The organism is Natrononativus sp. DTA114 (assembly GCF_059736515.1).
In genome coordinates this window covers 325,330-347,724 of record NZ_JCASSN010000002.1, presented here as the reverse complement: position 1 = coordinate 347,724, position 22,395 = coordinate 325,330, and the positions used below count along the sequence as shown (strand labels likewise).

The following is a 22,395-nucleotide window of genomic DNA, read 5'->3' as shown; positions in this document are numbered from 1 at the left end:
CGAGGGGGCGCGAATCCGGGGTAATGACCGGAGACGACGCGAGCGAGAGGTCCGAGGAACCGCAGACGGACGGGGGAGCGACGGGCGCAGACGAGGTCGCTCTCGATCCCTGGGGGTCCTCGAGCGTCTCCGACTACCGCAAGCTGTTCGAGGAGTTCGGCATCGAGGAGTTCGACGAGATTCTCCCTGAAGTCCCTGCCCCGCACTACCTGATGCGCCGCGGGGTGATCTTCGGCCACCGGGACTACCGCCCCGTCGCCGAGGCGATGCGCGACGGCGAGCCGTTCGCGGCCCTCTCGGGGTTCATGCCGACCGGCGACCCCCACATCGGTCACAAGCTGGTGTTCGACGAGATCATCTGGCACCAGCAGCGGGGCGGGGACGCCTACGCGCTGATCGCGGATCTGGAGGCCCACTCCGCCCGCGGGCTCTCCTGGGACGAGATCGACGAGCACAGCCGGAACTACCTGCTCTCGCTGCTGGCGCTCGGTTTCGACCCCGAGGAAGGCGAACTCTACCGCCAGTCGACCAACCGGGAGGTCCAGGACCTCGCCTTCGAACTCGGCATCGAAGCCAACTTCTCGGAGCTGGGGGCGATCTACGGCTTCGACGGCGAGACCGATGTCTCGCACATGCAGTCGGTGGTGACCCAGATGGCCGATATTCTGTACCCCCAGCTCGAGGAGCCAAAACCCACCGTGATCCCCGTCGGTCCCGACCAGGACCCCCACGTCAGGCTAGCCCGCGATCTGGCCTCGCGGATGCGCGCCTTCGGCGTGACGACCGCCTACGCGAGCTTCGAGGCGACCGACGCCGAACTCGTCCACCTCGCGGCCGCCTACGAAGCCCGTGAGGAGTATGCTGAGGATGCAGAGACCCCCCGTTGTGAGGAGGCTGCGGCGTGGCTCGCCGAGGAGATCGAGCCCGACGCGCCGGCGCTCGAGTCCGCGATCGACAAACTCGAGAACGCCGGCATGGAGCCGCTTCGCCCGCGCACCCGCTTCCTCGATCGGCGCGCGGGCGCGGACGCCTTCAAGGGGTTGATCGAGGCGATCGACGGCGAGAAGCGCGTCTTCGAGGAGCACGTCGACGTCTTCGACCTCGAGCGGGAGGAAGCCGCGGAACTCGCTCGGGAGGTCGAACTCGAGTACGGCGGCTACGGCTTCCTCCCGCCGTCGTCGATCTACCACCGCTTCATGACCGGCCTGACGGGTGGAAAAATGTCCTCGTCGATCCCCGCCTCTCACATCTCCCTGCTCGACGACCCCGAGGAGGGCTACGAGAAGGTCAAGTCGGCGACCACCGGCGGCCGCGAGACGGCCGAACTCCAGCGCGAACTCGGCGGCCGGGCCGACGAGTGTCCCGTCTACGAACTGTACGCCTACCTGCTCGCGGGCGACGACGACGAGTTCGCGAAACTCGTCTACGACGAGTGCGTCGGCGGCGACCGGCTCTGTGGCGACTGCAAGGAGCAGGCCGCGGTGTTGATGCGAGAGTTTTTGACGGAGCACCAGGAGAAACGCGAGGAAGTAGCGGAGTTACTCGAGGCCGCGGAGATCGAACTCGAGTCGCCGCGGCGCTGAGATCCTGGATTACGAAGAATCGTACCGGTCATCGGCGGTGCTGACGACGATTTCGCCGGGAACGTCGCCCGCCTCGTCTCGTATCCGTAATAGCGTTGAATGAACAGTGAAGTCGTCCGTTCCGGAACCGGGCGAGTCGATCGACAACTCAACACGTAGTCTGTTCGCTTCGGTTTCAACCGAGCGAATACCGGCATCCTCGTCGCTCGATCCGCCGTACTGTACGACAGCGAGCGACGACTCGTCGAGGTCGGTTTCTTCGATAAACGAACTGATTCGATCCTCGTCGGTCGATACACTGGCGTCTACAGCGTCTCGAGTGGAAAGAACGGTGCCGTACAGCGTCGTCTCGGACCATCGCTCAGAGAGGCCATCCACGAGAATACCCTCCTCCTTGCTGTATTCCGTCTCTACCGTAATCGTATCCGGTGTTTCCACCGATGAGTCGGTGAGATACTGCCCCAGACAGCCACTTAGCGCAGCACACGAAAGTGCGACGCCCGTCAGATAGCGTCTTCTCTGCATACAGAACAGTGCGCTCGTTGATACTTCAAACTTGTCTCAAATATCATATTAATTTTTTTACTTTTTTACTTTTTTGGTTCGAGCGATTCGACGAGACGAACGTCTCGAGAGCGATAGCTCAGTATCGGCCGACGTCGTCGCCGAACTCCCTGTTGAGGAACGCGCCGAGCGCGCCGCCGACGAGCGCGAAGCCGACGGTGTAGAGCGCGCCGACGAAGAACAGCAACACGAGCAGGCCGCCGAAAAACGCCGGTCCGGCACCCATCGCGGCGAATCCGAGCATGAACGTGCCGAAGGCGATCGCCGCGAACACGGTTACGATGGCCGCGAGCACCCCCGCGACGAGGCCGGCCAGCACGCCCGCGGCGACGTTCCGGCCCTCGAGGTAGCCCGCGACGAGGCCGCCGAACAGCGGCGCGAACGGGACGACCGAGAACAGCAGGAGCGTCACGAGCGCGCCGACCAGCCCGTTGACGAGCGTCGACCGCTCCTTTCTCGAGCCACCGGCTCGAGTCCGGTCGGGCTCTCGAGAGGGAGTCGGATCGGCGTCGTCGGTGCCCAGCGGTTCGGTCTCCGGCCTGCCGCGGTCGCGAGTGGTAGTATCTTCCCTGACTGGCGTCGTGCGACGGTCGACACCGGGCTGGACGTCGGGGTCGTCGTCGCCGGAATCCGCGGGTGGCATAGCCGCACGTACGGGAGCATCACGGAAGTAGCTCGCTGTCGACCTGTGCAAGGGCGACGGCCGCCGACGAGTCTGTCTCGAGATCGCACCGCCCGCGTGGCACACTCCCACAAGGTTTTTCTCGAGCCCCGGCGAGTCTCGAGTATGGCATCCGAATCCCACGGCCGTGCCAGGACCGTCAGCCAGCCGCCGCAGTCGCGTTCGGGATTCGGCTTTTTCGGGTTTTGAAGGGGACTCCGTGGAGCCTCGAACGTCCACACCGGACTCGAGGCGAAACCGACCGCGTCGTTCGCCGCCTGCGACCCTGAGCGGCGTCGCAGCCAGTATCGGAACCGCTAACTGACCGACACGCAGCCATACGAACAAGCGAATGCAACTGCCACAACCACAGGTCGCGGTCATGGAGACCGCGAGCGCAGACGAGGCCCGGTCCGTCGAGGCCCTCGCTGCGGCGACCGACCTCCCCCCCGAAACCGTCACCGGCGCGGTGTTCGAACTCGAGGAGGCCGGCCTGGTCGCCGTGGACGAGCGCGTCGACGAAACGATCACCCTCACCGAGGAGGGCGAGGAGTACGCCGAAGACGGCCTGCCGGAAGTTCGACTGTACGAGGCCGCCCTCGGGGTCGGCGCCGACGAGGAGGCCGTCTCGATGGGGCAGGTGATCGGCTCGTCGGGGCTCGGCGGCCCGCAGGTCGACATCGCGCTCTCGAACTACGCCCGGAAGGGGTACGGCGCGATCGACAGCGGCGAGCTCACCGCCGACCCCGACGCCGACCCAGCCACAGATTCGGAGGCGACGGCGCTCGAGACGCTCGCGGGGGGCGGCGACGCCTCCGGGATCGACGCGGAAACGGTCGATCAACTCGAGCGCCGCGGGCTCGTCGCACGAAAAGAGGCCACGACGCGGGAAGTGACGCTCACAGAGTCGGGTGTGACAGAGCTGATGGCGGGGCTCGAGACCGCCGAAACCGTCGGCCAGCTCACCCCCGAACTGCTCACGAGTGGTGAGTGGGCGGACGTCGAGTTCGCCGAGTACAACGTCGAGGCCGACGCCGAGGAGGTAAGCGGCGGGAAGGTCCACATCCTCCGCCAGACCGCAGACCGCGTGAAGGACGTCCTCGTCGGAATGGGCTTTCAGGAGATGGAAGGCCCCCACGTCGACGCGGACTTCTGGATCAACGACTGCCTGTTCATGCCCCAGGACCACCCCGCGAGAACGCACTGGGACCGGTTCGCCCTCGAGCACCCGACCCACATCGACCACCTCCCCGAGGACCTGGTCGAGCGCGTCGAACGCGCTCACCGCGAGGGCGTCGGCGCGGACGGCGAGGGCTACCACTCGCCGTGGGACGAGGAGTTCGCGCGGGCGCTGGCGCTGCGCGGGCACACGACCTCGCTATCGGCGCGCTACCTCTCGGGAACCGAGATCGGCGAGATCGAGCCGCCGGCGCGGTTCTTCAGCGTCGAGAAGGTGTACCGCAACGACACGCTGGACCCGACCCATTTACTGGAGTTCTTCCAGATCGAGGGGTGGGTGATGGCCGAGGAGCTCTCGGTGCGAGATCTGATGGGCACGTTCGAGGAGTTCTACGCCCAGTTCGGGATTCACGACATCAAGTTCAAACCCCACTACAATCCCTACACGGAGCCGAGCTTCGAGCTGTTCGGCACCCATCCGACCACCGGCGACCTCGTCGAGATCGGTAACTCGGGTATCTTCCGCGAGGAGATGCTCGAGCCCCTCGGGGTCGACTGCGACGTGATGGCCTGGGGGCTCGCCCTCGAGCGACTGCTCATGCTGATGTACGGCTTCGAGGACATCCGTGACATCCACGGCACGCTCTGCGATCTTGAACTGCTGCGGGAAACGGAGGTGACCTACTGATGCCAACCGTCGACATCGACCCCGAGGAACTGCGCGGGCTGACCGGCCACGACGAGAAGGGCGACGAGGAGCTGATCGACGACCTGTTCGCGCTCGGCCTCGAGTACGAGGGCGAGACCGAAGCGGGCGCGTTCGAACTCGAGTTCGCGCCCGACCGCCTGGACCGACTCTCGGTGGAAGGCGTCGCCCGCTCGCTTCGCTACCAGTACGGCGACTCCCGCGGCGTCTACGTGCCAAACACCAACTCGCCGGAGTGGACCATCGTCGTCGACGACTCGGTGCCCGACGAACGCCCGTACGTAACCGGTGCGGTGATCCGCGACGTGGACCTGGACGAGGAGAGCCTCGACTCGCTGATCCAGCTGCAGGAGAAACTCCACGCGACGATGGGGCGAAAGCGTGCAAAGGGCGCGATCGGCATCCACGATCTGACGATGCTCAAAGGCAGTGCTGCTACAGCGGGCAACCCGACCATCGAGTACGTCGGCGTCGAACCCGACGGGGACCGGTTCGTCCCGCTCGATTCGGACGCCGAGTTGACGCCCGCGGAGGTGCTCGAGAGCCACCAGACCGGGAAAACGTACGCCGACCTCGTGCGCGGCTACGAGCGCTACCCGGCGATCTACGACGACCTCGGGCTGTTCTCGTTCCCGCCGGTGATCAACGGCCGCCGGACGGAGGTCTCGACGGAGTCGCGGGACCTGTTCGTGGAGATGACCGGCACCGACCAGTGGACGATCGACAAGATGTTGAACATCGTCTGCTACGCGCTCTCCGCGCGCGGAGGAACCATCGAGGAAGTCACCGTGGAGTACCCCGACAGCGAGTCCGCCGGGGGCGAACTCGTCCGCCCGAATCTCTCGACGAAGACCAAGACCGTGACCCACGACCGCGTCGAGACGCTGCTCGGGGTCGACTTCGATCCCGAGGAGGTTGTCGACCTCGCCGAGCGGTCGGGGCTCGATGCCGAAATCGTCGAAACCGACGACGGCGAGGCGGCCTACGAGGTGACGATTCCGCCATACCGCGTCGACGTGCTCCACCCCCTCGACCTGATCGACGACCTCGGGCGCGCCTACGGCTTCAACGACCTCGAGCCGCGCTACCCCGACGTCGGCACCGTCGGCGGCCGCCACGAGCGCAGTCGCCTCGAGGACGCCGCGCGCACGGCGCTCGTGGGCCTCGGGTTCGAGGACATGCTAAACTTCCACATGATCAACGAGGCGGAGAACTTCGACCGCCTCGAGCTCGCTCCCGACGAGGAGGCCTACGGCACGGGTGAGCCGGCGACGATCAAGGAACCCTACAGCGAGGACTACACCATGCTGCGGACGTGGGTGCTCCCCTCGCTGCTGATGGTCCTCGAGCGGAACACCCACCGCGCCTACCCGCAGCACCTCGCGGAGATCGGGTTCGCGGCGCGAATCGACGAGTCCGAGAACACCGGCGTCGGCGAGAGCCGACACGTCTCGGCCGCACTGGCGAGCAACGATGCGGCCTACGAGGACGCGAAGGCGCGACTCCAGGCGCTGGCGCGGAACTTCGGCGTCGACCTCGAGACCCCCGCCGCGGAGCACCCGACGTTCATTTCGGGTCGAACGGCGGCGGTCGTGATCGACGGTGAGGAGGTCGGGATCATCGGCGAGGTCCACCCGAAAGTGCTCGTCGAGCACGACCTCGAGGTACCGGTGGCGGCGTTCGAGTTCGATCTCGAGGCGCTGCAGTAGACTCGAACGGTTTTTTTGGTGCAGATTTTTATGCGAGTGGGGAGCGAGCATGGCGAGCGAAACCCGAGCGGAGAAGGTGCGCGGTCGAGTTCGATCTCGAGGCGGTGCGGTAACCGATAGCCGATCCAATCATGGCCTCGGAGTCCGCTCATTATAGCCCGCTCTAGTCGTTCTACCGCGAGCGAAGCGAGCGGGCCGACGACTGATGTGGAGAGCGCGTAGCGCTCGAAACGGAAAGAGGAGTGTCTTCGTGAGCGTAGCGAACGAAGGCTCGGAAGTCGCAGCCAGCGAGGGATCGGTGATCCCTCGAGCAGTCGGCGCGAAGCGCCGACAACCACGAACGAAGTGAGCAGGAACGTCTTCCGGTGCTTTTGCTCGAGCTTTTACCGAGGGACGTCGGACTGTACGGCAGCGTCGCTGCCGTACAGTCCGACAGACCGCAGAGTAAAAGGTCGGTCTTTAGAACTCGTGCTCGACTTCCTCTTTGTCCGCCTTCTGAATGATTATCTTGCCATCTCGGACACGAACGAAGACCTCGTCGCCGATATCCATGCCCGCGACTTCCAGTTCGTCCTCGTGGAGGTTGAGGTGGACGTTGTGATAGTTGCCGTCTTCGTCTTTCGCACCGCTTGGACTCAACTTCTTTTTCCGTACCATCGCGGGATTCTACCACGACCTTCGCCGTAGGATATACTTAAGTGTTTTCTACGTCACAAGCCGTGAGGGTCACTCCCACAGAAACCGGAGTAGCCGCTGACAGCGTCACCAGCGGCACGGACATCCATGAAATGGTGTAACGTGTGTACTTAAAGATACCGACGCAGTCGGTCGGTTTTGGGGGATATCTTTATGTCGGACTATGTGCTGAATTGGCATGGAGGCGAAAATCATGGTACGTGAAGATGGTAAGCGAAACTTCGCACTGCGCGAATCGAACGGCGACGAATCGAGCGTGTTCTCGGGTAACACGCCGAGGCAGGCCGCGCTGAAGGCGGCCCGCCGACTCGACCCCGGTTCCAGCGAGGACGACGCCGACAGAGTCGAACTCAGACTTCGCGAGAAGGGGACCCAGAAGGTTCACATCTACGACGGCTGGGCCTGGGAAGAAACCGCACCTGACGACAAACCCGACTGGATGCCGGGCGACATCACCGAGGCGAACGTTTCGAAGAAAGGGATCGAACACCTAGACGAGTGAGTCGCAATCGCGACTCTTTTTCAGCGACCGTTCGGTAGCGATGCACAGGGGCCGGATTCGCGTCAGCGCCGGTCGGTCCAGCACCACCCTCAGCACGGAATGCTGTCACTCTCGACGCGCTTTTCCGGGAGAGGGTTGTACGGAGCGTAATGACCGCCGTTACACTCGGACCCACGGGCACCTACTCGCATCGAGCGGCCCGCGCGGTGGCCGACGACATCGAGTTCCGCCAGTCGGTGACCGAGATCGTCGCCGCCGTCGCCGACGGCGAGTACGACCGCGGCATCGTCCCCATCGAGAACAGCATCGAGGGCAGCGTCACGGAAAGCCTCGACGCCGTCGCCGAGTACGACGTCGCTGTGGTCCGGGAGGTCGTCACCCCGATCAGACACGCCCTGCTCGCACAGGGGTCGGAGATCGAGACGATCGCCAGCCACTCGCAGGCGCTCGCCCAGTGTCGCAACTACCTCGAGGCGGAGTACCCCGACGCCAGCCTCGAGGCGGTCACGAGCACGGCCCGCGGCGTCGAGCGCGCCCGCGGGGACCCCTCGGTCGCGGGGATCGGCCACCCCGGCAACGCGGGCGACGAGCTCGAGGTGCTCGCGGCCGATATCCAGGACCAGACGTCGAACGCGACGCGGTTTTTCGTCCTCGCACCCGTCGAGGAGCGGTCGGACGCCGGCGGGAAGACCTCGCTCATCGTCTACCCCGACGCGAACTACCCCGGACTGCTGCTCGAACTGCTCGAGCCCTTCGCAGAGCGGGACATCAACCTGACCCGCGTCGAGTCCCGACCCAGCGGCGAGCGCCTCGGCGACTACGTGTTCCACATCGACGTCGCTGCCGGCCTCTACGAGCAGCGGACCCGGGACGCGATCGCTGACCTCGAGGAGATCGCCGAACTAGGCTGGGTGCGACGGCTGGGATCGTACGACACCGAGCACGTCGTCGAGTAAGGGGAGTGGGTTCTGTCGTCTTCTGCCGGGCAGATTTTATTTCGCTCGAACGCGTAGCCCCGAGTATGCGACGAAATCCGTTCGACGAACTCGAGGAGATGCTCGACCGCTTCGGCCGACAGCTAGAGGACGGGATGGGCGGCGGTGCCGGCTTTCCGCCAGCGGAGTCGGTGGCCGTCGACGTCGCCGACACCGGTGACGCGTACGTCGTCACCGCCGACCTGCCGGGGTACGAGACCGACGAGATCGAACTCACGCTGCTCGAGGGCGCGCTGAAGCTCGAGGCCGACAGGACCGAGGAGAGAATCGACGAGGATCGCGAGTACGTCCGCCGAGAGCGCAGTCGGCAGTCGGTGAGCCGACGGCTTCGACTGCCCGAACCGGTCGACGAGGAAGGCGTCTCCGCTCAGTACAACAACGGCGTGTTGACGGTGACGCTGCCGAAGGTCGAAGGCGTCGACGACTCGAAGCGGATCGATATCGACTGAGCGCAGGGACCACCGCGCCGGTGATTGCTACGAGTCCGATCGTGGTCGGGGCGGGCGCGGGGGTTACCGTCAGTTATCCGTAGCCCTGTTACTCGTTTTCTCACGCGGCGGCTCGCTGCGTTTCGAGCCAGTCATCGAACGCCTCCTCCTCGAGGACCGTCACGGTAAAGCGCATTCCCGAGTGGCCGTGGCCGCAGTACTCCGCACAGTACCCGCGGTAGTCGCCGGGTTCGGTCGGCGTCGTTCGGATCGCGTGTTTCTCGCCGGGGATGGCCAGTTGCTTGAGCCCCAGGCCGGGAACGTGAAACGAGTGGAGGACGTCGGTGGAGGTGATCGTCAGGCGGACGGGTCGGTCCGCCGGCACGACCAGTTCGTCGGTCGTTCGGACGCCCTCGTCCTCGTACTCGAAGTGAAACTCGAAGGCTTCGGCCTCGACCGTGACCTCGAGCGGGTCCTCGTCCCCGTCGGCGTCGCCCGTGAGTGCCGGATCAGCAAGGGCGGTTCCCGCGACAACGCCGACGACGCAGAGCAGAATTATCGAGAGGAGGAGCCAGGCTGCCTCGAGGCCGTGAGCGCGGGGCGAGGAGAGCTGGGCAGGTCCCTCGACGGAGCGTCGGCTCCAGACCACGTAGCAGAGGGCAGCCTCGACGGTCACGACGACGGCGAGCGCGAGCAGCGTCAGCCGGCGGTTCACGCTTCCGAGCAACTCGGCGGTCGTGCTGGCGTCCGCAGGCGAGGAGCCCATCGCCAGGACCAGCCACTCGAGGGGAGGAAGGTCGGGGACCATCGGTAACACTCTTTCAGGCTCGAGCGACAAGAACCGTCGAGACGCATTCGGTATCTAACACGTCTGAGAGCCGCCGAACGCGAGCGGCGTCGGCTCAGTACCGGCGCTCGAGGATCGTGCCCGACTCGCCGACGGCGACCTCCGGCGTTCGCGAGGTACCGAGAGTAACCGAGTGGAGGTCGTTACCGGTGTCGATCGACTCGAGTTCGCGCCAGCCGTCGAAGTTACGCTCGTAGACGGTGCCGGAAGCGCTCACGGCCAATCCGTCGTAGCGATCGCGGACGATCGCCGAGAGGGGCTGCTCGCCGACGACCGTTCTCGACCAGACGCCGCCGTCGTAGCGGTAGATGACGCCGTTACCGCCGGCAACGGAGACGTGTCCCGAGTCGACCGCGGCCACGTCGTAAAAGTTGACGCTCGCATCCTCGATGCCGATCCGCTGCCAGCTTTCGCCGCCGTCGGCGGACTCGTAGACCCCGCCGTCCGTATCGCAGAGGAAGGCGTACTCGAGGGGTGTGACGTCGAGGGCGGCGACGCTCGAGCCGCTCGTCGGTTCGATCGCGTCGGCCCACTCGACGCTGCTGCCGTCGCGTCGGCCGCGAACGACGAGTCCGGAGCTGTTGACCAGAAAGAGCCGTTCGCTCCCGGAGAGGCCGCCGACGGCGACCGCCTCCCAGGAACTCGTCAGCCCGTTGGGCGCGGTGAAGTCGGCGGCGCGGTCTGAGACGACGTCGTAGGCCCCGAGTGCGCCGCTGTCGCCGGCGAACCAGACCGTTCGGCCGTTGCCAGTCACGTCGACCGACCGGAGTTCGTTCTGGGCGCCGGCGGGGCCGTCCGGGAGATGCATCGACCAGCCGTCGCCTCCGCGGCCGAGGACGATACCGTCTTCGCCGACGGCGTAGGCGCCCTCTCGCGTCGCGACGACGTCACGGAGCGTCGCGTCGGTGGGTGCGTCGACGAGCACCCACCGGCCGCCGGGGTCGTTCAGGCAACCGGCGCCGAGCGTTCCGGCGGCTGCACCAGCGGCGAGAAGCCGCCTGCGGGTGAGTTGCCGATCGGTCATTCGCGCGCCTCCCCCGGCGGCGTGAACGCACCGGGTGCGGAGCTTCGCTTGAGGATCGTGGCGATCCGGATGACGTACGCAAAGAGGATCGCAAGCGGGCAGAACGCGACCGCGAGCGCCAGGCTCACGAGGAGGAGCAACGGCCCCTCGTGGGCGACCGGCGGGTAGCCGCTCGCGTAGATCATGATCACGAGCGTCGAGGTCAACAGCGCGGCGGTGCCGCTGTAGGTGATCTGTCTCGAGAGGCGCGCGAGTTCCTGCTGGAGGTAGATCGCCGTGAAGTACTGGCGCGTCGCGTCGACGACGACGTACAGTTCCCGAAGCTCCGAGAGTAGCGTCCGGACCGGATCCGAGAGCTCCGCGTCGAACCGGCGACTCAGCCGCCGGGCTTCGTTCGCGTCGCGGGCGTAGTCCCGGTCCATCGTCGGCAACACGACGTCGAACACCGACTCGGGACGCTCGTTGAGCCGGTCGCAGAGCGTTTCGGCGTGGTCGCCGGTCCGGGTAGCGTAGGCACAGACCGCCTCGAGCGCGGGCGAGCGGTCGGCGGCGTCGGTTCGCTCGCAGCGGGCGGCGAGCGTGTCCGCCCGGTCGCCGAGGGTGCCGGCGAGGCGGGCGAAGAACGGGGCCGGTTCGGTTGGGCTGACGCCGCTGCCCGGCGTCTGGGACTCGACGCGTCTGCGGAACTCCCGGACGTCGTCGATGCGCTCGCTGAGCCGGTCGGGCGTGCCGAACAGCCGGGAAACGATGAGCTGGTTGACCGAGACGACGATGGGGATAAACGAGAACAATCCCGCGATCATCGTCGAGAACATCGTCGTGACGAACCGGCTCTCGCGGACGCCGATGACGTCGCTCACGCCGAGGACGATCGCGATCCCGAACACGCCGACGACGAACCCGGCGACGATCAGCCGGCGGTCGCCCTCGAGAAAGAGCCACCGCCAGGTTCGAGAGCGGCGCTCGTCGTCGCCGAGGTAGTGGCGGCCGATGCGGACGCCGGCGACGAGGAGTTTGCCGCCGATGACGAGAAACGCGTAGGTGAGGCGAAACGCGTAGATGGCGAGCGAGCGGCCGAGTCCCGACGGTGCGTCGTCGGTCGTCGACTCCTCGGCGGAGTCGGTGTCTCCGACAGCTGTCGAGTCCGTCGGCGGGGGATCGATCGCGGACGGGTCGTCGCCACTGGCCGTCCGTTCGTCAGCGTCGGGGTGCTGGTCGTGGTCATCAGTCGTCGAATCGTCGGGGAGCGAGTCGTCGGTCGTCGAATCGTCGGGGGTGTCGGGCATGGATCGTGAAGTCAATAGCGGGGTTGTTCAGCCGAGGACGGGAACGTACTCGAGGGCGTAGATCGCTGCGAGGAGTGCACACAGGATGAGAGCGACTCGCCGGAGAATGGCGGTCCGTGCGGTGACGATGCGCGAGCGCTCGCGGGGGTGGTAGCCGAGCGACCACAGCGTCGCGATCGCGCCGAGGTTGATCGCGAGTACGTTGAGGACGACGACGACGAGCGAGCCAACGGCGATCGGCAGGGCGTTCCAGGCGATCGCGACGCCGGCGACGCCAATGGGTGGCATGATCGCCGCGGCGATCATCACGCCGATGAGGTCGGTCATGCCGCTGGTCGCCATCGCCAGTCCCCCGGCGATTCCCGCACAGACCGCCACGGTCACCAGCAGTGAGGGTGGGAGGCCGTAGCTGCCGAGTTGCAGGCTCGTCTCGATCTCGACCGCTCTGGTGATCACCGCCGAGGCCCGCGAGAGCGCGGCGAAACCGAACGCGCTCACGAACGCGACCGCGATGCCGATTCCCTGGAGTTTCACGCCACGGGCGAACAGCCTCCGTTCGTCGAGCACCGTCGCGACGCTCGAGCCCATCGCCGGACCGAGAAGCGGGGCGATCACCATCGCGCCGACGAGGACCGCCAGCGAGTCGAGCAGGACGCCCGCGGTCGCGACGACCGCGCTGATCGCGGTCATGGCGGTGAAGATCATCAGCGGCGGCAGCTGTGCGGTCGCCTTCGAGTACAGCTCGCTCCGGGAGATCCGGTCGAACGAGAGCCATCGAGAGTCGACATCCGTAGACTCCTTGCCGTGGACCGCCATCGACTCCGAGACGACCACGGAGAGATCGCCGCTGATCCCCGTCAGCTCCTCCTCGACTGGCTCGACGAGCGGCGTCGGCGTCGGGACGAGAACCGTTCGCGACTCGCCTTCAGTGTGGTCGGTCGCGCTGTACTCGAGGTCGTAGCTCTCGAGGACGCCCGTCGCCTCCTCGACGCTCTGGCGGGACGATGCGAGCACCGTCAGCAGTCGCATATCCGATCGGCTCATGATGGGAGTGGCAGTCGGCTACCGGGGACGTGGGCGGTCACAGTAACGAGACCTCGTCTGGCGCGGGGGTCGTCTCGTCGGGGAACGCCCGGTCGCTCAGAGCCGCGACGAGCGCCCGCGTCGTCTCGAGGCGGTCCTCGTGCGTGCCGCGACACGACGTTGCACACTGGCCGACGAGGCCGTGTGGCCCCTCCGCGTACGTCAACTGTCCGCCGCAGTCGGGACAGTGCGGGTCGACGTGGGCGGCCATCCACGCGACGTCGAACCCTTCGCGGGTGAGCCGGTCGGCGAGGGCGTACCAGACGATTTCGTCCCACTCTTCGCGGCCGCTCGCCGCCCGCTTGAGCGAGAGGAGCGCGAGCGATGCGCGGCGGTAGAGTTCGTCGTTTGGCTCGGCGTGTCGCCGGTGACACCGGCGAAAGTACGTCGAGATCCCCCGTCTCGAGGAACGCCGATCACCCGTCGTCAGCGGTCCCTCGAGGCTCGCGTCCGGGGTGAGGTCGTCGTTCTCCGGGGCTCGTTCGGGCCGGCCCTGTTCGTCGTGGTGTCTCTCGCGCGAGAGAGACGCGCCGCTAATCGGACAGAACGCGTGTTTGCCAATCATCTGAGATCAGGCGACCGGACCTGAGAGCGGTCGGCCGGTCGGCCACCCCCGCTATGCCATGGCGAGATATAAGCTGCCAGGATACTGAGAATATCTAAGACAAACTCGAAACCGTCTTAGGTGCCCCTACTGGCCGTTTTGTATAGATTTGTTAGGGTTGTCGACAGTTTATCAGTCGGCCGTTCGTAGCCCGGGTGCATCATGGTACGAGATACCCTCGACGAACTCGATGCCCTGGACCTCGAGTCGTGGCACTGGTACGTTCTGGTCGGCTATCCCGTCCTGAGCCTCCTCGGAATCGTGTTCATCGGCCGCCTCACCGACGGCGGCTCGGTCATGGCGTCCAGTCTCGGCAGCGTCGCCCTGTTGATCCTGCTGACGGCGATCGGCGTCGTCTCGCTTCCGGCGCTCGACCGCGACGCGACAGTCGTCAGCGACCTGTCCGACGAGTGGCAGCCCGACGCCCGCGCCTACGTCGGCGCGGCGATCGCGGCGCCGCTGTTGCTCGGCGGCCTCGCCGGGCTCGCCGGCCTCGCGCTCGCGATGACGATCCTGACGTTTCTGGTCGCGACGGTCGCCGTCTGCGTCGTCTACCTCTACAACCGTCACCAACAGATCGGGCTGCTGACTCGCTGACGCCGCCGCGGTATTCCTTAGAAACTCTAGAGATCGTCGATATTTATATATCCACGGCTAATGGTAATTGGTGTTGGTTAGCCCGGACGACGCGCTCCGGCGCGGATGACCTCCCGGCCTACCAGCGTCGCCGCCGCCGATCGGTCACCACCCCGCTGACGCCCGCTTCTCCATCATGTTCACAGCACACCCGTTCGTAGACGCCGTCTTCGCGCTCCCCTGGTCCGCCGGGGCGGCAGTCGTCCTCGAGCGAGCGCTCGACGTTCCCTCGAGCGGCGGCGTCGGACTCGCCGCGCGGCTCCTCGGGCTCCTCGGTTCGATCCTCCTCGGGATCGTCCGCGGACTGTTCATCGCCCTCGAGATGGCCTGGGACTCCTGGTGGGCGCTCGTCCTCGGCTTTACGGTTACCGGCGTGATCCAGGAGTTCGTCTCCGAGGAGGGGCTCACCGACTACCTCGGCGACGACGGCTGGCGCGAGATCGGCTACGGGACGCTGTTCGGCGCCTCCTCCTCGAGTTGTTCGTTCTCCGCGGTGGCGACGACGCGCTCGCTGTTCACCAAGGGAGCCTCGCCGGCGGCCAGTCTCGGGGCGTTCCAGTTCGCGGCGACCGATCTCGTCCTCGAACTCGCCCTCGTAATGTTGATCCTGCTCGGTTGGCAGTTCGTCGCGGCCGAAATCGTCGGCGGCCTCGCCGCCATCGCCGTCATCGCGGTTGTCTACCGGCGGTTCGTCCCAGAGACGTGGGTCGAAGCCGCCCGCGAACACGCGCGAGCGCTCGAGGAGCCCGAATGTGCGACCTGCGGAATGGCCGCCGAGCCGGGCGGCGAGGACACGATCGGCCAGCAGTTCGACGGCGAGCGACACTACTTCTGCTGTGGCGGCTGTCTCGGTGCGTACGACCCCGACGACGATCGGGAGACGGTCACCGCCGGCCCGGCGCTCCTCTCGCCGGACCGCTGGCGGAAGGCGACGGCGAACACCATCCGTGAGTGGGACATGCTCTGGCGAGACATCGTCCTCGGCTTCCTGATCGCCGGCCTGCTGGCGGCGGTCGTTCCCGCCTCGTGGTGGGCGACGCTGTTCGGCGTCGGCGGCGACACCGGCGTGACCCAGGTCCTCTGGCACGTCCTGATCGGGACGACCGTCGGCGTCCTGACGTTTCTCTGTTCGGTCGGCAACATCCCCTTCGCGGTCGTTCTCTGGCAGAACGGCGTCTCCTTCGGCGCGGTGCTCGCGTTCGTCTTCGCCGACCTTCTCATCCTCCCGCTGGTCAACACCTACCGCCGCTACTACGGCACCCGGATGGCCGGCGTGATCTTCGTCACGTTCTTCCTCGCGGCCGTCGCCGGCGGCCTCGTCGTCCACCTCGTCTTCACCGCGCTCGGCCTCGTCCCCCCCGTCGATGCCGCCGGCGGCTCCGTCACCGGGACCTACACCGTCGTCCTGAACCTCTTCGCGCTGCCGATCCTGGCCGGCCAGGTGCTCGTCACCACGGAACCCGACCGGCGTCGACGGCTCGCCGACCGGCTCGCCCCGGCCGTCGCCGGCATCGTCTATCACGTCTATGCGCTCCTGCGGCGGCTCGCCCGCCTGCTCGAGTCCCGTGGCCTGAACTGAGAACACACCGCCCCGAGCGATCGTCGATACGACAGCCTCCCCTTCACTATGTCCACCGACACACCTCACGCCGACGCGAAACCGGGACCAACCGGTCTCGTCCTCGTCGGCTCGCTCGTAGCGTTCCACGGCTTACTCCGGCTGGCCGAACGAACGCTCCCGGAGTTTCTAGCGACACAGGGAGCGGGGCCGGTCGTCGCCGGCCTCGTCGCCACGGTCGGCCTGGCGGTCGGCGTCGGTGCCCGGTACGCAGACACGACGACGGTCAGGCCCGCGGCGGTCGCCCTGGGTTCGACGGCACTCGCCGCGGTCGGGCTGCTGCTGTGGGCGGGCGCGCCCTCGCTCGACGCCCTGCTCGGCACCCCGCTGACGCCGGTGGGCTGGATCGTCGCCGGCGCTTCCCTCCTGGCGCTGTGGACCGCACTCGCCTCCGGGACGCCGTTCGGGGCCGACGGCAGCGGGCTCGCGCAGGACGGCCCGCTCTCCGGTCGAGGAAGGTCACCGGCCGCCGCCGAGAACAGAGACGGTGGCTGCCACTGGCTCGAGGGGCACCGAACCCGCACCGTCGCGGGCGCTCTCGGCACCGGGGGCGCAGCCGCGCTCGCGACGGCGGCCTTCACCGGGGGCGACACCGTCGAAACCGGCTTCGCGCTCGTCGCCGCCCTGGGCGTTGCCGCCGGCCTCGTGGCCGTCATCGCGCGGGCAGTCGTCGGACGGGGCACTCTCATCACCGCCCCCTCGGCTGCCGTCTCGAGCCCGCCGCTCACGCTCGAGGGGGTCCGCGAGGCCTACGCCGACCTCCCCGACGACGTCCGCCTGACGGTCCTCGGCGACGGGCTGGTCCGGTCGGCGACCGCGCTCTCGTCGCTGTTTCTCGTCCTGGTCGTCGTCGGCTACCACGGCGTCGCGCTCTCGGTCGGGGTCGTCACCCTCCCGCCGCTCGCCGTCTTCGGATTGCTCGTGCTCGCGGAAGCCGCCGGCGCGCTCTGTGGCACGCTCGCCCGGCCGGCGCTCGAGCGGGCGGCCGTCGACCGCTGGTGGCTCCGGGTCGGCGGACTCACTGCCGTCGCGCTCGTCCCCCTGGCGGTCGTCGCCGCGCCGCCGAACGTGGTCGTCCTCGCCGCTCTGTTCGTCCTGTTCGGGGCCAGAACGGCGATTCGACCGCTTCGCCCGACGCTCGGCGGCCGATCGCCACACAGGCAGGACGACCCCGCCGCCGTGTCCCGGGGGTCGGAAACCGCGACTCGCGTCGAAACGGTCGTCCGCGGGATCGAGGTCGGCCTCGTTCCGGCGCCGCTCGTCGGCGGCGTCCTCTACGCGATCAGCCCCGTCGCGGCGTTCGCCCTCGCCACGACCGTCGGTTTGCTCGGGGTTCGAGAACTCCTGCGAACGCGGCGGTGATCCGATGGGACGACTGCCTCGCGAACCCCGTGTGGCCGCCGCCGGAACCGACGCGCGGCGACTCGCGCGGCGCCACCTCTGGTTCGCCCTGGTGATGGGGCTGTGGGGCGGCCTCGACGCGCTGTTCCTGCGGCTCGCGCTGGTCACCCCCGACGCCGGGCTCTGGTCAGTCCGAACGTACGACGCGTTCTTTACGTCCCACGGGCTGACCATGTTGTTCCTGTTCGCCACGCCCGCTGTCTGGGGGTTCGCCTACGCGGCCGTCCCGCCGTCGGTCGGCGCCGGCAGGATCGCGTTCCCTCGGCTCGCTCGAGTCGGGTTCTGGCTACTCGTGCCGGCGGCGGTCGGAATTCGCTCCGGCGCGATCGGAACCGTGCTCGGTATCGCCGGACTCGCCCCCGTCGCGACCGGCTGGACGCTGTACCCGCCGCTCAGCGTGGAGATGTCGAACCCGGCGGTCGATCTCCTGCTCGCCGGGCTGTTGCTCGTCGTTCTCGCCACGGTGTGTGCGGCGACGAGCCTCCTCGCGACCGTCGTCCGCCGCCGCTCGGTCGAGCCGCTCGAGATCGACGTCTTCAGCTGGTCGGTCGCGACGGCGGCGGCGATGGCGACCCTCTCGTTTCCCGTCCTCGCGCTCGCGGTCGTGCTCCTGGGCGCGGACCGGAACCTCGGAACCGGGTTCTTCGCGACCTCGGGCGTTGGACCGATCGGCTGGCAGAACCTGTTCTGGTTCTTCGCTCATCCGCTGGTCTACGTCCTCGTGCTCCCGCCGATGGGGATCGTGAGCCGGGTTCTCGCGCAGTTTTCGGGCCGCGGGCTGATCGGGCGGCGCTCGGCAGTCTACTCCACGCTCGCGATCGGCGTGCTGGCGTTCACCGTCTGGGGCCATCACATGTTCACCACGGGGATGAACCCGCACGCTCGCCTGGCGTTCATGTCCGTCACGCTCGCCGTCTCCCTGCCCAGTGCGGCGAAGCTGTTCACCTGGCTCGCCACGCTCTGGCGGGGTGCGATCAGGCTCACCGTTCCGATGCAGTGTTCGATCGCCGCGGTCGCCTTCTTCGTCGTCGGCGGCGCGACCGGCGTCCTGCTGGCGGCGGTCCCGATCAACCTGCTGTACAACGGGACCCACTACGTCGTCGCTCACTTCCATCTGATGCTCGCGGGGTTCGTCGGGTTCGCGCTCCTGTCGGGAGTCTACTACTGGCTGCCGGTGCTCACCGGCCGCTGGTACGACAGACGCCTCGCCCGTCTCCACGTCTGGCTCACCGCCGCGGGCGTCGCGCTGGCGTTCGGCGCGCTGCTCGGACTCGGCCTCGTCGGCCTCCCCCGCCGGGCCGCGACCTATCCCGCGGCCTACGCCCCGGGACATCAGCTCGCAACCGTCGGCGCGCTCCTCGTCGCCGCCGGACAGCTCGTTTTCGTCTGGCTGCTCGTCCGGACGATCCGGTCGGGACCACCCGCAGACGAGCCGTGGTCGCTCGAGGCGGCCGCTTCCTGTTGCGAAACGAACGATTCCGAACGACCCTGAACTCGGTTCAACGAACGACCGTTTCCGCCGTCGTCGAGACGCTCGTGTCGCGTCCGGATCCGGCCGGGAGCGGGTTCGACTCCCGCACGCGACGCCCGCTGCAACGGTCTGGGAACGTCACCACCATTTGTGATTTCCGATCACAATATCCGTTCGAAATTCCGGTTCTCTCACCACCACAACCACCCATGACAGAAACCACCGACGTCGCGCTGATGTTGCTACAGCTAGTCGCACTGACGATTCCGCCGGTCGTCGTGTTGATCCAGATGCTCAAACGGTCCGAAAACCTCGGCTGGCAGCTTCGAAAGCTGAGTTTCGGGCTCGTCCTCGCGAGCATCGTGCTCCTGCTCGGTGCTGCGATCGCCCTTCTGACGTACTTCATTACGGCGCTCACGCTGCCGGCGACGATGTACGTCGCACTCGTGCTCGTGCTGGCCGGGCTCTGCCCGTTCGCCGCCTTCGTCGGCGTTCTCTACCGCGAACATCGCGAGGAGCACGGACCGTAACTGTCTCGCCGCGTCCGGACGGGCCGGGAGCGGGTTCGACCCCCGCACGCGGTTTCGGCGGAATCTCCGCCGATGTCACCGCATGAGCTGGCAACCCACGATCGACGACCCTGCGGATCCGAGTACCGAAACGGTGCGAACGCCACGGCCGTTGACCAGCCTGACGGGATTCAAGCGCGATCAGCTGTTCACCATCCAGCTGCTCGCCGATCAGAACCCGAACGGGCTGGTCATCAAGGAGCGACTCGATCGCTACTACGACGACGAGGTCAATCAGGGCCGGCTCTACCAGAACCTGGGCGACCTCGTCGACGACGGCTACGTCGAGAAACGGCCGCTGGACGGACGCACCAACGCCTACCGACTGAGCAGCCGTGCCGCCAGACGACTCGCCGAACACCACGAGTGGGAACGGCGCTGTCTCCGGCGTCGCGACGAGTAAGCGCCGAATACGGTCGTTCACAGTGCCAGCCGCATTCTTCCTCCCGAAACGCACCGACGAGACCCCCAATGACACAGACCACACCATCATCCATCTGGTCCGAGTATCGCCTCGATTTCCCGCGGCAGTTCGCCGAAGAGACGCTGCGGACGCTTTCGGCGCCCGACAACGGCCGAAACCGTCTGCTCCGACCACAGCACATCCAGCAGTTCACCGTCCCCCTCGAGCGCGACGACGGCCGCCTCGAGCTGTTCGACGGCGTCCGCGTCCACCACGACGACACTCGCGGGACGCCGTTCGGCCCCCATCGGTACCACCCCGCGCTCGACGCTGACACCTGCGTCGGGCTCGCAACTGCACTGACCTGGACGGCGGCACTCGCGGACGCCCCTTTCGGCGGCGCCGCCGGCGGCATCAGGGTCGATCCAGCGGCGCTCTCTCGCGCTGAGAAACGCCGCCTGACGAACGCGTACGTCGACCGCGTCGCCGCCGTCGAAGACGACATCCACGCGCCCGACGCCGGCACCGACGCCGGAACGATGGCACAGCTCACACACTGCGGCAGTCGGGCCGCCGGTCGATCGCGCGTCGACACCGTCGGAAATCCCGCGGCCGTCGGCGGTCCCGACGCCGCCGGAACGATCGCCGGCCGCAGCCTCACACTGGCCGCCGCGGAAGTCCTCGGCGCCGAGGGTCGCTCGCTCCAGGACGCGACGGTCGCCATCTACGGCCACGGCGACGTCGGGACGGCCGCCGCGGACGCGTTCGACGATCGGGGTGCGAGCGTCGTCGCCGCCTGTGATCGTCGCGGTCCAGTCGACACGCCGGCGGATCTCGCGGTCGAAGGCGACGAGCCGAAGGCGACCAGCTGCGACGGCGGTTCTCCACATCCCGACGCCGTCCTCGAGCGAGACGTCGACGTGCTGGTGCTCGCTGCCCCCCAGACGACGCTAACCGCCGAGAACGCCGACACCGTCGCCGCCGACGCGGTGGTCGAGGGAACCTACGGCGGGATCACCCCCGGCGCCCAGAACCGGCTCACCGATCGAGACGTCGCGGTCGTTCCCGACGTGCTCGCCAACGTCGGCAGCGTCGTCGCCGGCGCTCTCGAGTGGAATCACGACGGCAGTTTCGGCGACCTCAGCGAGGCGCGACTCGAGAACGAGATCGGCTACGCGGTCGTCGACGCTTGGGAATCCGTCCGGGCCAGCCGGGCGTCCCAGGGTGGAAGCTGGCGCGAGGCCGCCTACTCGGTCGCGCTCTCCCGCGTCGCCGCCGCCCACGAGGTGGTTCGATGACGGCCGCTCTCGAGGAGGTCGCCGACGCGCTGCGGTCGCTCGCCGACGACGCCCGGCGCTCGATTGCGTACCTCCTGGAAAGTCTCAGGGACGGCTCGAGCAACGACGAGGACGATCAAGACGAAGAGGATGAGGACGATCCAGACGAAGACGACGAAGACACCGATCACCGCATCGTCCCGGACGGTGGCTGGGAGGTCGTCGACGCGCCGACCGACCGGGCACTCCACGGCGTCGCGTCGACTGCCCGCGGGCCGTACGCCTGCGGCGAGGGTGGAATCATACTCGCCCGCCGGGACGGCGAGTGGTCGGTCGTCGCCGAGCGCGGCCCCGGTGTCGCTGCGAACACGCTCCGGTCGATCGACGCCACTGACGACGGCGAGCGGGTCTGGTTCGCCGGCGACAGCGGCGCGCTCGGCGTCTACGACGTCACGGCCGACCGGATCAGTGACTACTCGGCGCCGATGGAGAAGACGAGCACCTGGGAGGCGGTCACCGTCGCCGGTCCGGCCGGGACCGAACGGATCCGGATCGCCAACGGCTCCGGCGAGGTGCTCGACGCCGCCTGTGAGGACGGCTGTCCCGCCTGGGGCGAGGTCGTCGAACCGGGCGGCGGGTCGACCATCGCGGGGCTGACGACCGACGGCGACGCGTTCTACGCCATCGACACGAGCGGCGGCGTCTACCGCACCGACGGCGAGTGGGAGCGCATCGGCATCCGAAACGCCGAGGTAGACTTCCACGACGTCGCCGCGACCGAGGAGACGATCCTGGTCGCCGGCAGCGACGGGATCGCCTACCAGTACGACCCCGTCTGTGAGAACTGGACGCCGCTACACGTCGGTGAAGGGGCGCTCCAGGCGATCACCGCAGACGGCGACGCTCCGCTCGCCGCCGCGACCGGTGGCCGACTCTACGAGGGGGCGACCGGCGTCCGCTGGGAACCGATCGAAACCGGAACCGAACAGTCGCTGTCCGATCTCGCAGTTCTCGCCCGGGACGGACCGTCGGTCGCCGTCGGCGCCGGCGGTACCGTCCTCGAGCGACCGGCCGACGCCTCGAGCGACTCGAGTTGACTCCATCGTTCTCGCCGTACTGTACCGATCCCCGATCAGCAGCGGTTCAATCCAGT

Annotated in this window: 22 protein-coding genes; 14 read left to right on the top strand and 8 right to left on the bottom strand. The window is 67.5% G+C overall.

The features are described 5' to 3' along the window. Positions 1-23 precede the first annotated feature (23 nt). Entirely contained in the window at positions 24-1,583 is a 1,560-nt protein-coding gene (locus tag AC6I6S_RS09685) for a tryptophan--tRNA ligase (protein ID WP_497949755.1), read from the top strand. A 9-nt stretch (positions 1,584-1,592) separates the two neighbouring features. Here the strand turns inward: AC6I6S_RS09685 and AC6I6S_RS09680 are convergent, their stop codons facing one another. Continuing rightward, entirely contained in the window at positions 1,593-2,108 is a 516-nt protein-coding gene (locus tag AC6I6S_RS09680) for a hypothetical protein (protein WP_497949753.1), read from the bottom strand. Positions 2,109-2,226: 118 nt separating this feature from the next. Further along, on the bottom strand, positions 2,227-2,790 hold the full coding sequence (locus tag AC6I6S_RS09675) for a DUF5518 domain-containing protein (RefSeq protein WP_497949752.1): 564 nt from the start codon (positions 2,788-2,790) through the stop codon (positions 2,227-2,229). Between the two features lie 370 nt (positions 2,791-3,160). Between AC6I6S_RS09675 and pheS the strand changes: the two genes are divergently transcribed. Then, positions 3,161-4,675, top strand: coding sequence for a phenylalanine--tRNA ligase subunit alpha (gene pheS / locus AC6I6S_RS09670; RefSeq protein ID WP_497949751.1), 1,515 nt, complete (start codon positions 3,161-3,163; stop codon positions 4,673-4,675). Next, positions 4,675-6,402: a phenylalanine--tRNA ligase subunit beta gene (gene pheT, locus AC6I6S_RS09665; protein ID WP_497949750.1), complete on the top strand. Its 1,728-nt coding sequence runs from the start codon at positions 4,675-4,677 to the stop codon at positions 6,400-6,402. Before pheS ends, pheT begins: the two co-directional genes overlap by 1 nt. A gap of 459 nt (positions 6,403-6,861) precedes the next feature. Here pheT and AC6I6S_RS09660 read toward each other — a convergent pair whose 3' ends face one another. Then, the gene (locus AC6I6S_RS09660; protein WP_255169542.1) at positions 6,862-7,059 is read right to left on the bottom strand and encodes a SymE family type I addiction module toxin; all 198 of its coding nucleotides are present in this window, start codon (positions 7,057-7,059) and stop codon (positions 6,862-6,864) included. Between the two features lie 232 nt (positions 7,060-7,291). Between AC6I6S_RS09660 and AC6I6S_RS09655 the strand changes: the two genes are divergently transcribed. The 3 genes from AC6I6S_RS09655 to AC6I6S_RS09645 all read left to right on the top strand — a co-directional run bounded on the left by AC6I6S_RS09655 (position 7,292) and on the right by AC6I6S_RS09645 (position 9,044). Further along, on the top strand, positions 7,292-7,600 hold the full coding sequence (locus tag AC6I6S_RS09655) for a non-histone chromosomal MC1 family protein (protein WP_497949748.1): 309 nt from the start codon (positions 7,292-7,294) through the stop codon (positions 7,598-7,600). A gap of 149 nt (positions 7,601-7,749) precedes the next feature. Continuing rightward, positions 7,750-8,556, top strand: coding sequence for a prephenate dehydratase (gene pheA / locus AC6I6S_RS09650; RefSeq protein WP_497949747.1), 807 nt, complete (start codon positions 7,750-7,752; stop codon positions 8,554-8,556). A gap of 65 nt (positions 8,557-8,621) precedes the next feature. Beyond that, a complete protein-coding gene (locus tag AC6I6S_RS09645) occupies positions 8,622-9,044 on the top strand; it encodes an Hsp20/alpha crystallin family protein (protein WP_497949746.1) in 423 nt (140 codons plus the stop codon). A 100-nt stretch (positions 9,045-9,144) separates the two neighbouring features. On the opposite strand, the gene coxB is transcribed toward AC6I6S_RS09645, so the two are convergent. The 5 genes from coxB to AC6I6S_RS09620 form a co-directional block, all read right to left on the bottom strand. Beyond that, complete coding sequence (coxB, locus tag AC6I6S_RS09640; protein WP_497949744.1) at positions 9,145-9,831, bottom strand: cytochrome c oxidase subunit II; 687 nt, start codon at positions 9,829-9,831, stop codon at positions 9,145-9,147. 94 nt (positions 9,832-9,925) lie between these two features. After that, positions 9,926-10,894, bottom strand: coding sequence for a WD40/YVTN/BNR-like repeat-containing protein (locus AC6I6S_RS09635; RefSeq protein ID WP_497949743.1), 969 nt, complete (start codon positions 10,892-10,894; stop codon positions 9,926-9,928). After that, complete coding sequence (locus AC6I6S_RS09630; protein ID WP_497949742.1) at positions 10,891-12,180, bottom strand: DUF7972 family membrane protein; 1,290 nt, start codon at positions 12,178-12,180, stop codon at positions 10,891-10,893. Before AC6I6S_RS09630 ends, AC6I6S_RS09635 begins: the two co-directional genes overlap by 4 nt. A 27-nt stretch (positions 12,181-12,207) precedes the next feature. Beyond that, positions 12,208-13,224 carry a TIGR00341 family protein gene (locus AC6I6S_RS09625; RefSeq protein WP_497949741.1) on the bottom strand — a complete coding sequence of 339 codons (1,017 nt, stop codon included), beginning with the start codon at positions 13,222-13,224 and terminating at the stop codon, positions 12,208-12,210. Between the two features lie 37 nt (positions 13,225-13,261). Then, positions 13,262-13,828 (bottom strand): hypothetical protein, encoded by a 567-nt coding sequence (locus tag AC6I6S_RS09620; RefSeq protein ID WP_497949739.1) that lies wholly within the window; start codon positions 13,826-13,828, stop codon positions 13,262-13,264. Positions 13,829-14,029: 201 nt separating this feature from the next. On the opposite strand from AC6I6S_RS09620, the gene AC6I6S_RS09615 reads away from it, so the two are divergent. From AC6I6S_RS09615 to AC6I6S_RS09580, 8 genes are all read left to right on the top strand, one after another. Next, positions 14,030-14,464, top strand: a complete 435-nt coding sequence (locus tag AC6I6S_RS09615) for a hypothetical protein (RefSeq protein WP_497949738.1) — start codon at positions 14,030-14,032, stop codon at positions 14,462-14,464. A 175-nt stretch (positions 14,465-14,639) separates the two neighbouring features. Beyond that, positions 14,640-16,082, top strand: a complete 1,443-nt coding sequence (locus tag AC6I6S_RS09610; protein ID WP_497949737.1) for a permease — start codon at positions 14,640-14,642, stop codon at positions 16,080-16,082. Between the two features lie 48 nt (positions 16,083-16,130). Continuing rightward, positions 16,131-17,483 (top strand): transporter, encoded by a 1,353-nt coding sequence (locus AC6I6S_RS09605; protein WP_497949736.1) that lies wholly within the window; start codon positions 16,131-16,133, stop codon positions 17,481-17,483. A gap of 4 nt (positions 17,484-17,487) precedes the next feature. Then, positions 17,488-19,014: a cytochrome c oxidase subunit I gene (locus AC6I6S_RS09600; RefSeq protein ID WP_497949734.1), complete on the top strand. Its 1,527-nt coding sequence runs from the start codon at positions 17,488-17,490 to the stop codon at positions 19,012-19,014. A gap of 188 nt (positions 19,015-19,202) precedes the next feature. After that, positions 19,203-19,523, top strand: a complete 321-nt coding sequence (locus AC6I6S_RS09595; RefSeq protein WP_497949733.1) for a hypothetical protein — start codon at positions 19,203-19,205, stop codon at positions 19,521-19,523. An 82-nt stretch (positions 19,524-19,605) separates the two neighbouring features. Next, positions 19,606-19,965, top strand: a complete 360-nt coding sequence (locus AC6I6S_RS09590) for a helix-turn-helix transcriptional regulator (RefSeq protein ID WP_497949732.1) — start codon at positions 19,606-19,608, stop codon at positions 19,963-19,965. A 68-nt stretch (positions 19,966-20,033) separates the two neighbouring features. Then, the gene (locus AC6I6S_RS09585; protein WP_497949731.1) at positions 20,034-21,263 is read left to right on the top strand and encodes a Glu/Leu/Phe/Val family dehydrogenase; all 1,230 of its coding nucleotides are present in this window, start codon (positions 20,034-20,036) and stop codon (positions 21,261-21,263) included. Beyond that, positions 21,260-22,339 carry a WD40/YVTN/BNR-like repeat-containing protein gene (locus tag AC6I6S_RS09580; RefSeq protein ID WP_497949729.1) on the top strand — a complete coding sequence of 360 codons (1,080 nt, stop codon included), beginning with the start codon at positions 21,260-21,262 and terminating at the stop codon, positions 22,337-22,339. Before AC6I6S_RS09585 ends, AC6I6S_RS09580 begins: the two co-directional genes overlap by 4 nt. The last annotated feature ends 56 nt before the right edge of the window (positions 22,340-22,395 follow it).